Source organism: Aeromonas sp. YN13HZO-058 (assembly GCF_001921245.1).
In the GTDB taxonomy this organism is placed as follows: Bacteria; Pseudomonadota; Gammaproteobacteria; order Enterobacterales; family Aeromonadaceae; genus Aeromonas; species Aeromonas allosaccharophila.
Genome location: NZ_MQSY01000023.1, coordinates 15768 through 28824 on the forward strand (window position 1 = coordinate 15768; position 13057 = coordinate 28824).

8 protein-coding genes and 2 pseudogenes are annotated in these 13057 nt (G+C 54.8%); 8 read left to right on the forward strand and 2 right to left on the reverse strand.

Annotated features, from left to right (window positions below):
- Positions 1-87: 87 nt before the first annotated feature.
- From BSP75_RS05085 to thrC, 4 genes are all read left to right on the forward strand, one after another.
- Entirely contained in the window at positions 88-795 is a 708-nt protein-coding gene (locus tag BSP75_RS05085) for a tRNA/rRNA methyltransferase (RefSeq protein WP_075112440.1), read from the forward strand.
- Between the two features lie 250 nt (positions 796-1045).
- Entirely contained in the window at positions 1046-3523 is a 2478-nt protein-coding gene (gene thrA, locus BSP75_RS05090) for a bifunctional aspartate kinase/homoserine dehydrogenase I (protein WP_075112441.1), read from the forward strand.
- A gap of 2 nt (positions 3524-3525) precedes the next feature.
- A complete protein-coding gene (gene thrB / locus BSP75_RS05095) occupies positions 3526-4506 on the forward strand; it encodes a homoserine kinase (protein WP_075112442.1) in 981 nt (326 codons plus the stop codon).
- On the forward strand, positions 4503-5777 hold the full coding sequence (gene thrC / locus BSP75_RS05100) for a threonine synthase (RefSeq protein WP_075112443.1): 1275 nt from the start codon (positions 4503-4505) through the stop codon (positions 5775-5777). Before thrB ends, thrC begins: the two co-directional genes overlap by 4 nt.
- Before the next feature lie 359 nt (positions 5778-6136).
- Here thrC and BSP75_RS05105 read toward each other — a convergent pair whose 3' ends face one another.
- Positions 6137-8908, reverse strand: coding sequence for an ATP-binding protein (locus tag BSP75_RS05105; RefSeq protein WP_216219142.1), 2772 nt, complete (start codon positions 8906-8908; stop codon positions 6137-6139).
- 313 nt (positions 8909-9221) lie between these two features.
- On the opposite strand from BSP75_RS05105, the gene BSP75_RS05115 reads away from it, so the two are divergent.
- Positions 9222-9599 carry a hypothetical protein gene (locus BSP75_RS05115; protein WP_005338113.1) on the forward strand — a complete coding sequence of 126 codons (378 nt, stop codon included), beginning with the start codon at positions 9222-9224 and terminating at the stop codon, positions 9597-9599.
- A 226-nt stretch (positions 9600-9825) separates the two neighbouring features.
- Positions 9826-10407 carry a DUF1349 domain-containing protein gene (locus BSP75_RS05120; RefSeq protein WP_075112445.1) on the forward strand — a complete coding sequence of 194 codons (582 nt, stop codon included), beginning with the start codon at positions 9826-9828 and terminating at the stop codon, positions 10405-10407.
- Between the two features lie 81 nt (positions 10408-10488).
- Here the strand turns inward: BSP75_RS05120 and rimO are convergent, their stop codons facing one another.
- On the reverse strand, positions 10489-11916 hold the full coding sequence (gene rimO / locus BSP75_RS05125; RefSeq protein ID WP_232100249.1) for a 30S ribosomal protein S12 methylthiotransferase RimO: 1428 nt from the start codon (positions 11914-11916) through the stop codon (positions 10489-10491).
- Positions 11917-12186: 270 nt separating this feature from the next.
- On the opposite strand from rimO, the pseudogene BSP75_RS21245 reads away from it, so the two are divergent.
- Together BSP75_RS21245 and BSP75_RS21475 are read left to right on the forward strand one after the other, a co-directional pair.
- Positions 12187-12854: pseudogene (locus BSP75_RS21245) on the forward strand (IS3 family transposase); the annotation flags it as partial.
- Positions 12855-12861: 7 nt separating this feature from the next.
- Positions 12862-13057 (forward strand): annotated as a pseudogene (locus BSP75_RS21475) (IS3 family transposase); the annotation flags it as partial.

The window sequence follows — 13057 nt, forward strand, 5'->3', positions numbered from 1 at the left end:
AACGGTAGATTGCGCCCCTGTTTTGCTGATGGTTTAGCGACTGTTTGCTGTCTGTTTGAGAGGCCGTCCGGCCTGTGAGGAAACCCGATGAAGCTCTATTTTGTCCTGGTGGCACCTGCCCGTCCTGCGAATGTGGGGGCGGCTGCCCGCGCCATGAAAACCATGGGATTCGATGCCATGCGACTGGTGGCGAGCCGGGTACACGAAGAGGAGGAGGCGAGCTGGGTAGCTCACGGCGCGCAGGAGATCCTGACTCAGGCCGAAGCGTTCGACACCCTGCCCGAGGCGCTGGCGGACATGGATCTGGTGATCGCCACCACCGCCCGTGAGCGCGGCCGCTACCAGCACTACCTCACGCCGGGGGAGATCCGCGAGCAGATCCGCAGCAAGCCCTCCCTTGGCAAGGTCGCCATCGTCTTTGGCTGCGAGGAGTCGGGGCTCTCCAACGAGCAGTTGGCCGAGGTTGATCTCATCAGCTATCTGCCGCTCAAGGTGAGCTACCCGTCGCTCAATCTGGGGCAGGCGATCATGCTCTACGCCTACGAGATGAGTCAGCTGGTGGATGAGCTCAATGCCGACGGTGCCGCAGCGGTAGCAGAAAATTTTGATAACGCCGGGCAGGTTCGGGTGCTGAAAAGCAAAACAGCAGAATTGCTGGGTGAACTCGGAGTTTCGCAGGATGAAAAACTGCATCAGTGGGTGATGGACCGGGTGCCCATGCTGCCGCAGCGGGATTTGAACATGCTTCACCTGCTCTGCAAGGACCTCGCCCGCAAACTTGGCAAAGAGGTTTAAGTTGACAGCCCATCGCCCGCCGCGGTATTGCTAAAAGCCAGCTTCGTCAACGAGTGTTCGTCATGCAGTTATTCACCCACGTCATCACCACCACCATTATTACCGGTACCACCACAGGTGGCACTGGGGCCGGTTGATGCGCTGACGAACAAGCACAGAAATCAAAAAAGGCCCGTACCCACCCAGTACGGGCCTTTTTGTTGGATTGGTTTTTAGATTGAATTTCATAGATTTACAGGGAGAGAAAGCGATGAGAGTGTTGAAATTTGGCGGGTCTTCACTGGCCGATGCAGAGCGTTTTTTACGGGTGGCCGATATCGCGGTCAATACCCACGGCCAATCTCAGGTAGCCCTGGTGCTGTCTGCACCTGCCAAGGTGACCAATCATCTGGTGGCGCTGGTGGAACAGACCAGCCGTGGCATGGATGCCAGTTCCACCCTGTTTGAAGTCAACGGTATCTTCTCCCGCCTGCTGGCCGGGTTGAAGGCTGCCTATCCAGCGCTGGATGACAAGGCGCTGCAGGCTCGCCTCACTGCCGAGCTGGATCAGGTCGAGCGGCTGATGCAGGGCATCCGTCTGCTGGGGCTCTGCCCCGACAACATTCAGGCCCGCATCCTGAGCCGTGGCGAGAATCTCTCCATCGCCTTTATGCACGAGCTGTTGCGGGTGCGTGGCCTCGAGCTGGGTCTCATCGTGCCGGAAGAGCTGCTGGTGACCGATGGCGGCTACCTCGAAGCCCACGTCGATATCGAAGCCTCTCGGGTGCGTTTTGCCGCCAAGGGCTTACGTCCTGTTGTGGCAGAAAAGCAGCGATGCCTCTACCTGATGCCGGGCTTTACCGGCGGTAGCGACAAGGGCGAAACCGTGCTGTTGGGTCGCAACGGCTCCGACTACTCCGCCGCCGTGCTGGCTGCCTGTGTCGATGCCGAGTGCTGCGAGATCTGGACTGACGTCGAGGGCTGCTACAGCTGTGACCCGCGTCTGGTGCCGGATGCTTACTTGCTGAAAACCCTCTCCTACAAGGAGGCGATGGAGCTCTCCTACTTCGGCGCCAAGGTGCTGCACCCGAAAACCATCGCGCCGGTGGCCCAGTTCCACATTCCCTGCCTTATCAAAAACAGCTTCAACCCGCAGGGGCCGGGCACCCTGATCGGCCCCGAGAGCGGCGACGATGACCTGAAAGTGAAGGCCATCTCGGATCTCTCCGGCATGTGCATGTTCAACGTCTCCGGCCCCGGCATGAAGGGGATGGTCGGCATGGCCGGTCGCATCTTCTCCGCCGTCTCCCGCGCCGGGGTCAGCATCGTGCTGATCACCCAGTCATCCTCCGAGTACAGCGTCAGCTTCTGTATCCACAGCTACGACCTGGAGAAGACCCGCAAGGTACTGGAGCGCGAGTTCGAGCTGGAATTCAAAAACCAGTTGCTGGAGCCGCTGGATATCATCAGCGATCTGGCGATCATCTCCCTCATCGGTGACGGCATGCGCACCAGTAAAGGGATGGCGGCCCGCTTCTTCACTTCGCTGGCGCAAGCCTCCATCAATATCGTCGCCATCGCCCAAGGGTCGAGTGAGCGCTCCATCTCGGCGGTGGTGCGGGATCGCAAGGTGGCGGAAGCGATCAAGGCGTGTCACCAGAATTTCTTCGGCAGCCAGCACTTTATCGACCTGTTCGTGGTCGGGGTCGGCGGCGTCGGTGCCGCGCTGGTGGATCAGATTGCCCGCCAGCAGCCGGTGCTGGCCGAGCAGGGCACTGGCCTGCGGGTCGTTGCCATCGCCAACAGCCGCCAGATGGCGGTCAACAAGGATGGTCTGAACCTCGCCAACTGGCGTGAACAGCTGGTCGAGGCCCGCGACAGCTTCTCGCTGGAAGGGGTGAAAAAGCTGGTGGAAGATAGCCACATCATCAACCCGGTGATCGTCGACTGCACCTCCTCCGAGGCGGTTGCCGTCCAGTATGCCGACTTCCTGGCCGCCGGTTTCCATGTGGTCACTCCGAACAAAAAGGCCAACACCGGTTCGCTCGAATATTACAAGGCGCTGCGCCGCACCGCCCGCCAGACTCGCCGCAAGTTCCTGTATGAAACCAACGTCGGTGCAGGTTTGCCGGTTATCGAGAACCTGCAGAATCTGATCAAAGCCGGTGACAAGCTGCGCGCCTTCGACGGCATCCTCTCCGGTTCCCTCTCCTTTATCTTCGGCAAGCTGGATGAGGGGATGGCGTTCTCAGAAGCGACCAAAATCGCCCGCAGCAACGGCTTTACCGAGCCGGATCCCCGCGACGACCTCAACGGCATGGATGTGGCGCGCAAGCTCTTGATCCTGGCTCGCGAAGCTGGCATGGCGCTGGAGCTCTCCGATGTGGAAGTAGAGCAGGCGCTGCCGCCCGGTTTTGACGTCAGTGGCGATGTGGAAGCCTTTATGGCCCGTCTGCCGGAGGCTGACGGCTGGTTCCGCGACCAGTTTGCCGCGGCGCAAGCTCAGGGCAAGGTGCTGCGCTATGTGGGTTCCATCGAGGGTGGCAAGTGCAAGGTGGCCATCAAGGCGGTCGGTGGCGATGAGCCGCTGTTCAAGGTCAAGGACGGGGAGAACGCGCTCGCCTTCTTCTCCACCTACTATCAGCCGATCCCGCTGGTGCTGCGCGGTTACGGCGCCGGTACCGAAGTGACCGCGGCGGGCGTCTTTGCCGATGTGCTGCGCACCCAGAACTGGAAGCAGGAGCTATAAGCATGAGTTCAGAGATGTACCAGAGCAGTAGCGTGGTCGCCTACGCCCCCGCCTCCAGCGCCAACCTGAGCGTGGGATTCGATGTACTGGGGGCGGCGCTCGCCCCCGTGGATGGCTCTCTGCTCGGCGATCGGGTGCAGGTGAAAGCGGCTGACGTGCCTTTTGCGCTTTCATCTGTGGGCCGCTACGCCCACAAGCTGCCGGATGATCCGAAAAAGAATATCCTGTTCGACTGTTGGGTCGCCTATGGCGAGGCGCTGGAGAAGCGCGGCCTTAAACTCAAGCAGCTCGAAATGGTGCTGGAGAAGAACCTGCCGGTTGGCTCGGGTCTGGGTTCCAGCGCCTGTAGCGTGGTGGCGGCCCTTGAAGGGCTTAACGCCTTCCACGGCGAGCCGCTTAATGAGCACGACATGCTGCTGCTGATGGGGGAGATGGAGGGGCGCATCTCCGGCTCCGTTCACTACGACAACGTGGCCCCCTGTTATCTCGGTGGCATGCAGCTGGTGCTGGAAGAGCACGGCGTTATCAGCCAGGGCATTCCGGTGTTCGAGCAGTGGTACTGGGTGGTCTGCTACCCGGGCACAGTGGTCTCTACCGCTGCCGCCCGCGCCATCCTGCCGGCCCAATATCGCCGTCAGGATTGCCTCACTTACGGCCGTCGGCTGGCCGCCTTTGTCCACGCCAGCTACACCGGACAGGAGGGGCTGGCCGCCAGCGTGCTGAAAGACGTGATTGCCGAACCCTATCGCGCGGCGCTGATCGAAGGCTTTGCCGAGGTGCGGGCCCAGGCGGCTCAGAACGGGGCGCTGGCCACCGGCATTTCCGGCTCCGGTCCCACCGTGTTTGTGGTGATGAAAGAGCTGGCGCAGGCCGAGCGGATGAAGGATTGGATGGAAGCACATTTTGTGCAGAACGAAGATGGATTTGCCCGGGTCTGCAAACTGGACATGGCCGGGGCACGGGTAACAGGAAGCGAGCTATGAATCTCTACAACATCAAGGACAACAGCGAACAGGTGAGCTTCGCGCAGGCGGTGCGTCAGGGCTTGGGTCGCGAACAGGGGCTCTTCTTCCCCGAACAACTCGAACAGCTCGCCGATGTGGATGCCCTGCTCGATCTGCCGCTGGCCGAACGCTCCGCCCGCATCATCAGCCACCTGCTGGGGGACGAAGTGCCCGCCGCCAAGGTCAGCGAGCTGATCAACGCCGCCTTCACCTTCCCGGCGCCGCTGGTGAAATTGAAAGATGGCACCTATGCCCTTGAGCTGTTCCACGGCCCGACCCTGGCGTTCAAGGATTTTGGCGGCCGCTTTATGGCCCAGTGTCTCGCGGCCTTTAGAACCAACGACAAGATCACCATCCTCACCGCCACCTCCGGCGACACCGGCGCCGCCGTGGCCCACGCCTTCTTCGGGCTGGAGGGGATCGAGGTGGTCATCCTCTATCCCAAGGGCAAGATCAGCCCACTGCAGGAGAAGCTGTTCTGCACCCTCGGCGGCAATATCCGCACCATCGCCATCGACGGCGACTTCGATGCCTGTCAGGCGCTGGTGAAACAGGCCTTTGACGACGAGGCGCTGAAAAAGGCCATTGGCCTCAACTCCGCCAACTCCATCAATATCAGCCGTCTGCTGGCGCAGGTTTGCTACTACTTCGAAGCGCTGGCCCAGCTGCCCAAAGCCTCCCGCGCCAAGGCGGTGATCAGCGTGCCGTCCGGCAACTTTGGCAACCTCACCGCAGGCTTGATTGCCAAGGCGTTGGGGCTGCCGGTGAAGCGCTTTATTGCCGCCACCAACGCCAACGATACCGTGCCGCGCTACCTGAAAACCGGTCAGTGGGAGCCGCATCAGACAGTGGCAACCCTGTCGAACGCAATGGATGTGAGCCGCCCCAATAACTGGCCACGGGTAGAAGAGCTGTGCCGTCGCAAGGGCTGGGCGCTGGAGACCTTAGGGTCAGGCATGCGTGACGATGCCCAAACTCGTGACGCCCTTAAACGGCTGCACCAGCTGGATTACCTCTGTGAACCTCACGGGGCGATTGCCTGGGATCTGTTGGGCGAGCAGCTGGCCGAGGACGAGGTAGGGGTCTTCCTCTGCACCGCCCATCCCGCCAAGTTCAAGGAGTCGGTGGACGAGATCCTCAATCTGGATGTACCGCTGCCAGGCCCGCTGGCCAAGCACGCCGAGCTGCCGCTGCTCTCCGTTAATTTGCCTGCGGAGTTTGCCCGGTTAAGGGCGTTTTTGGTGGGTTAAGCCGCTGAGCTGAGATAACCGATAGAAATAAAAAATCCCCCGGTGACGGGGGATTTTTATATTGGGCAAGGCGGAGTAAGCATGAGCCGCGGGCTTTCAAGTACAGGCCCGCTACCCAACTACCTTGATGTTGACCACCTTCGCTCCCGAGTTTGTTATTGGGATGGGGACTGTGCGTGAATATTGGTGTGAGGGGGAGAGGCAAGTCTGCTTAGTTGGGATGCTCAGAAAGGTAGGTTTAAATCCTTTGAGAAATTTGATACCCGTCAGAACTCTCATAATTAGGGTTCTGATGGGTATGCAAAAGAGTTTTACGTTGCCATAAAAGTTATGACTTATTTATTTAAGTGCATGCAATGTCAATGCATTTTTAATGCACGTACAATAACAGCGTCACATGTTCCTCCAAATATTGACTCGCCAACATCACCTTCTGTTTTTATATCTGGCGTATAGCCTATGGCACATATTTTTCTATATAGGCAGTCCAAAATTCCATAGTTATTAACTGGCTTTCCATTATTTGTGTTAAGAGAAAGGAAACCTGAGTTTTCAAATGGTTTGTAAATGATTTTATTATTTTGATGAGAAGGGTTTATATTGGCGTGATTATCTACATGCTCCATGAATTTATGTTTCAATATAACCACGTCATAATTTATAGCTTTTGAAGCTAATTCCTCTATTGATAGAATCATAGGGTTCCCATCCAAGGTGACTATGACATTAGCTATATCAATCGGGTCTTCATTGAAACAGACTAAAGAATGGGCCAAATGGCATTTATCCAATGGAGTTAAACCAGTTTTCATTAAAATGTCAATTTGTTCTTTTACCCACGATGAAATAACGTGTTTTGGTGCAGAAAAATCACCTCTATCACGTTGTGCAGAACGAGGTTTATAGTCAATGTAGCCTATGTAGTCATCACTATCTCTTCCATCAATATTTCCTGCTAGATTTGAGATGGTTGCTATAGACATAAAATCCTGAGTGTTAGATGCTTCAATAGATATGGCTGCCAAGCCATAATAGATGTCACCTTCTCTGATAGGTCTTAACCTAACCGCATTACGTGATATTTTTAAGTTGACCTCTTCAGATTGATAATCAGAAAAAGAGATGCGCTTCAACCATTGAGTATAATTTTTAGCTGTTCGTATGTCGCTATGTACTTCAATATACTCTGAATCATCTATCTTAACATAAACAGATGTATCAAGAGCAGCACATAAGCAACTGACATAATCATTTATATTTACATTGAGAGAGCACCCTCCCATTATATTGCGTCTTACTTCTATTTTATTTAGGTCGGTTAAAATACCCTCCTTTAACTTTAATTTAACTTGAGTTGACACCATGTGCCTAAAGTTACTTGGAGCATTTTTTGCCAATAATGGACGTAAAGATAATCCATTTTTAAATTTCAATTGCCAAATGCTATCGTATCCACCCCTCCATGGTCTGCTAGAAACAGTGACTTGATCCGCAGCCATAAATACAGAGTAAAATCCAATTCCAAACTGGCCAGATGACTTGAATTTAGATGAACGTAGACCAGGGAATTCAGTCTGCACTAAAGATGACGCCCAAAAGCTTGTGCCAAAGTCAAGCAATGGGCCTGTCAGAACTCTTTTTGACATTCCCACACCATCATCTTCGACATAAAGATATAGACCATCTTCTTCATTATTTAAATGAATATATATGTTCCCAACGTAGCCGTTTTCGAAATTTTTTCTTGCACGAATAGAATCTGCAGCATTTTGAATTAATTCTCTCAAGACAATTTCAAACTTTTCACAACCATTACCATATAATTTTTCACCACCAAGTGAATTAACAAGATGCTCTATATTTCCAACGTGAATCTCGGCACAACAAGGATCCCATCCTGTCGCTTTCACAAAGCGACTCATTGTTTCTGGTGATTCAACACCTTTTACCCTCTTTGCTCTAAAAGGTGGTGTCATATTTTGCCTAGATTCTAAAAGGGCATTTGAAGAGCGAATTTCTTTGTCGATCATGCATATAGTGTCATATGAGATCCACCATGACTCTGATTCACTCTCATTAAAGTCACTTGTTGAATTAAATATTAATGTTGAGAGCGTATTATCTGATACATCTAGATCGACAGGCATTAATTTGTTTTGAGCTTGCCAATGGGAAAATGAAATACCACGTCTTTTTATCAACGCATGAAGAAAGTCTGGTGCTCGTTCATTATCTATATGTGCTGCATCTGCACACCTTAGAAGACATGCAATCTTAATAGGGTCTATACGCCATTGTTTCGGGCACCCGGGGATAGCGCCTTTTTGGTCTGAAAGTTTACTCTGAACATCTTCAATTGACCAATGATGGCTGGCAGCAATTTGTCCAATTAACTCGCCATACGCTTTTCTTAATGTATAATTTTCTATTAAATATATTTCTTGTTGTGTGCTAGGGTCCGTCCACGACATATTTACTAATTTTTCAGCCTGATGAGCATGAAGAGCTCTCAGTGCTAAAAAATCGGCAGCTTTTTCAGCGTCAACAGCAGACATCTCATCTGAGAGGCTGGAATAAGCATCCTTCCAATCGACAGTCTCTCTAACACCTAATATTCCATTGTGATATGCTTCAAAACACAATGCAGAATCGTGTAGCAGTACCGCTCCACCAAATATATATGCTTCAAGAGGATTAATAGGATAGTCTTCGCCACATATAGTTTCAGCTACTTCCCATAACGCATCAAGATGAGTGATATCATGTTGTGTTAAATTAGGGAGTGTACCTTGAATTCTCGATGTTAAAATGCTGCATTTAGTTCTGAAATCTAAAAATGAGACCCTCAGTTCATCAATGACTGTATGGTGGGCATCATCCTTAAGTCCTAGAGTTCGACTCCATAGACTGGTTCTTTGAATTCTATCTAAAGACAAAATGAAACCCCCGTTTAGTCGTATTGATAATAAAAAGTAAAACTTTCTTAACCCCGGTAAATTACAAATTCCAATATGTTTGATGATGTTACTAGGGCTGTCGATCATTAAAGCAATAGGCACCGGATGGCTATCATAAGCCTCGTCAATGTGGATGTGCCAGTCAGAAGATGACGTAACTATCGGAAAATTCACGTTTTATGCACCAGCTCAAAAAATCATAGAGGTTAGGCACTGGATTCCCATGGCCCTTGATTTTATTGGGGTTGGCGGATGTGGTGGGAAAGTTGGGGGCTGGCTTGCCGTTGAGGAAGGGTTGGCCGGGGCAATCCCGCTCTGCCAATCGGCGCTATAGTGCGGGCGATGGTTGCCCTCTGTTCCGTCTCCCAAGCTGGCGAGGCGGGAGATCTACGGCAACAATCAGCTGTTGCAATCACAGCCATTTGCAACACATCGTCATGCAAATATGACCATGCAAACACATCACCAGATAGAGAGGAGATCACCCATGAAGCGTACCATCCTGTTCGGCCTGCTCTGCGGCAGCGTGCTGCTGGCCAACCCGGTCTTTGCCAACGACGCCGCCCAGTTGCAGTGCGAGGCGCAGGCTGCGGCCAAAAAGCTTAACGGCGCCGCCAAGACCAGCTTTGTCGGCAAGTGCGTGAAAGATGCCGCTGGCGCCGCGACCGGCGAGTGCGAGAAAGCCGCAGCCGACAAGAAGCTGGCCGGTGCGGCCAAGAACAGCTTTATCCAGAAGTGCGTGAAGACGGGCGCGGCAGTGGATCCGGCGGCCAAGTGCGAGAAGGCGGCGGCCGACAAGAAGCTGGCTGGCGCGGCCAAGAACAGCTTTGTCCAGAAGTGCGTGAAGGATAGCGCCGCCAAGTAAGGCATTTTCTCATCCGGTGTGTTTGCGGGGGGCCATCAGGCTCCCCGCGCTTTTTTGGGGCGCACTGATGGCGCAACGCACAAGCCTTGTATCGGGACGGCAATAGCGACACTATTGACCCCTTTTATGGGTTCCGCAGAGGCGCAGCCATGACCTTCCGTTACCGGACGAGGCGTTGGCGAGCCCCATTTTTGCGGGATGACGCGCGATAAGGGAGCAAAGCAGGATGATGGAAGGGACGCAATGGCGTTGGCTCAATGAACCGGCCGAGTGGCACCAGACAGACTACGGTTTGCAGGTAGTCACGGACAAGCAGACCGATTTTTGGCGCAGCACCTGGTATGGCTTCGAGCGCCACAGCGGGCATCTCTATGGCTGTGAGGTCGCGGGGGAGTTTACCTTTCAGGTCTGCGTCGAGGGGGAGTTCTCCACGCTCTACGATCAGGCGGGATTGATGTTGCTGCAAGACGAATCGCACTGGCTCAAAGCGGGGATCGAATATAACGATGCCCAGCCGATGATCGGCAGCGTGCTGACCAATCCGTGCTCGGACTGGGCCACCGGCATTTTCAGCGGCAATCCGCGCCGTTTCTGGCTGCGCCTGACCCGGCTGGCCGATTGCCTGCGTCTGCAATACTCCACCGATGGCAAGGTGTGGCCGCTGCTGCGCCTCGCCCCGTTCCCGCCAAGCGAGCGCTGCTTCATCGGGGTGATGTGCTGCACCCCGGAGCGGCAAGGGCTGGCGGTGCGCTTCTCTGACTTGCGCCTCACACCGCCCCTTGGCAAGGCGTTGCATGATTTGAGCTAGGCCAGCGGTTTTACCTGCGATATTCAGACAATGAAAAAAGCGCCCGCAGGCGCTTTTTTCATTTGGCTGGTAGAGCCTCAATTAGCTGATCAGGCTGGCCCACAGGTCATATTCGTCGGATTCGTCGATCCGCACCTTGACCATGTCCCCCGGCTTGAGGCTGGTTTCGCCGTTGAGGTAGACCAGACCATCGATCTCCGGTGCATCAGCAAAAGAGCGGCCAGTGGCGCCCTCTTCATCCACTTCGTCGATGATAACGGTCATCTCCTGACCCACTTTACGGGCCAGTTTGCGGATGGAGACCTGCTGTTGCAGCTCCATAAAGCGCTGGAAGCGCTCTTCCTGTACCTCTTCCGGTACCGGATCCGGCAGCTCGTTGGCCAGCGCCCCTTCGACCGGGCTGTATTTGAAGCAGCCGACCCGATCCAGCTCCGCCTTGTCGATAAAGTCGAGCAGCATCTGGAACTCTTCCTCGGTCTCGCCCGGGAAGCCGACGATAAAGGTGGAGCGCAGGGTGATCTGCGGGCAGATCTCGCGCCACTTCTGGATGCGCTCCAGGGTGCGCTCGACAGTACCCGGGCGCTTCATCAGTTTGAGGATGCGCGGGCTGGCGTGCTGCAACGGAATATCGAGGTAGGGCAGTACCTTGCCATCGCGCATCAGCGGGATGACGTCATCCACGTGCGGATAGGGGTAGACGTAGTGCAGGCGCACCCAGATATCGAGCTTGGCCAGCTCTTCACACAGGGCGACCATGCTGGTCTTGACCGGCATGCCGTCGTAGAAACCGGTGCGGTGTTTCACATCGACGCCGTAGGCGGAGGTGTCCTGGGAGATCACCAGGATCTCCTTCACGCCCGCTTCTTTCAGGCGCTTGGCTTCAGCCAGCACTTCACCGATGGGGCGGCTCACCAGATCCCCGCGCATGGAGGGGATGATGCAGAAGGTGCAGCGGTGGTTGCACCCTTCGGAAATCTTCAGATAGGCGTAGTGGCGCGGGGTCAGCTTGACGCCGTGGGCCGGCACCAGGCTGGTGAAGGGGTTGTGCTCAGGCTTGGCCACATATTTGTGGACGTGACCCAGCACCTCTTCATAGGCGTGGGGGCCGGTGATCTCGAGTACCTTGGGGTGGATCTCGCGGATCTGGTTCTCTTTGGCGCCGAGGCAACCGGTGACGATCACCTTGCCGTTCTCGGCCAGTGCTTCGCCGATCGCTTCCAGCGACTCTTGCACCGCGCTGTCGATAAAGCCGCAGGTGTTGACGACGACCAGCTCGGCATCGTCATAGCTGGGCACCACATCGTACCCTTCGGTACGCAGCTGGGTCAGGATGCGTTCTGAATCGACCAGATTTTTGGGGCAACCCAAGCTCACAAAACCAATCCTTGGGTGGTGAGACCTAATAATGTTGGAAGTCGCTTGTTGGACAGGTTGGTTGTCCAATGGCTGAGCCTGCGTGGTTGCAGGCGTCAGGCAGTCTGAGCTGGGGTCAAAACGGTTGACAGTCATAGGGGGTCGCTGGTCACTGATGCAAAAAAAGATGGCGGATTATACCTGATGAGCAGGAAAGAGGAAGAACATGGTTGGGTGTTTTTTAATCTACCTTTCCAGAGACTCATGGGTATTTCTAATATTTTTACGGGGGCGTTGGGGAGAGGTAGGCGAGTGCCTGATGAGCCAGACTGAAAACTCACCACAATGTTGCCTTGTTCTGGCTGAATCGCCCCCAGTTCCCTAGACACCTCACAGCCTTAAAATGAGGCAACTATTGGAGGTGTTATGACCCGTCAGCGTTACCCAGAAACATTCAAAATCGAAGCCGTTAAACAAATCACCGAGCGCGGACGGTCGGTGGCTGACGTTGCACGAGCCCTTGGGGTATCCAGCCACAGTCTGTATACCTGGCTCAGGCAGTACGGTAAGCCTGCTGACCAACAGCTCGAAGAGTCTGCCTTGCAAGCCGAGATCCGCCGCCTGAAAGCCGAACTGCGCCAGGTCACCGAGGAGCGCAATATCCTAAAGGAGGTCGCCGCGTACTTTGCCAGCGAGTCAAGGAAAGGTACGCGTTCATAACCTCCCGACTCGACCGGTACAGTGTCGTTACCCTGTGCCAGACCCTGGGGGTTCATTGACGTGGCTTCTACGCGTGGCTGAAACAGCCCGTATCGCCACGCCAGCAGGAGGACGAACGACTGCTCGGATTGGTCAAGCAAGCCTGGCTGGAAAGTGGTGCTGTCTACGGTTATCGCAAGATCCATCGCGACCTTCGTGACGCAGGGGAAGCCTGCGGCAAGCACCGTGTGGCCAAATTAATGAAGCGGGAAGGGCTGCGTTCGCAAACGGGCTATCAACGCCGCAAGGGGCATTATGGAGGCAATAGCATGCAGGCGGCCCCAAACACGCTGGCACGTCAGTTTAAGGTGCCAGCCCCCAACATCTCCTGGGTGANAGCGGGAAGGGCTGCGTTCGCAAACGGGCTATCAACGCCGCAAGGGGCATTATGGAGGCAATAGCATGCAGGCGGCCCCAAACACGCTGGCACGTCAGTTTAAGGTGCCAGCCCCCAACATCTCCTGGGTGACTGACATTACCTACATCCGTACTCAAGAAGGGTGGCTGTACCTGGCGGTGGTGCTCGACCTGTTCTCTC

What these genes read in the sequence shown, in the direction of transcription:
- rimO (WP_232100249.1), bottom strand. Translation starts at nt 11,916, where the DNA reads ATGACTGTCAACCGTTTTGACCCCAGCTCAGACTGCCTGACGCCTGCA.
- BSP75_RS05085 (WP_075112440.1), top strand. Translation starts at nt 88, where the DNA reads ATGAAGCTCTATTTTGTCCTGGTGGCACCTGCCCGTCCTGCGAATGTG.
- BSP75_RS05120 (WP_075112445.1), top strand. Translation starts at nt 9,826, where the DNA reads ATGATGGAAGGGACGCAATGGCGTTGGCTCAATGAACCGGCCGAGTGG.
- thrA (WP_075112441.1), top strand. Translation starts at nt 1,046, where the DNA reads ATGAGAGTGTTGAAATTTGGCGGGTCTTCACTGGCCGATGCAGAGCGT.
- thrB (WP_075112442.1), top strand. Translation starts at nt 3,526, where the DNA reads ATGAGTTCAGAGATGTACCAGAGCAGTAGCGTGGTCGCCTACGCCCCC.
- BSP75_RS05115 (WP_005338113.1), top strand. Translation starts at nt 9,222, where the DNA reads ATGAAGCGTACCATCCTGTTCGGCCTGCTCTGCGGCAGCGTGCTGCTG.
- thrC (WP_075112443.1), top strand. Translation starts at nt 4,503, where the DNA reads ATGAATCTCTACAACATCAAGGACAACAGCGAACAGGTGAGCTTCGCG.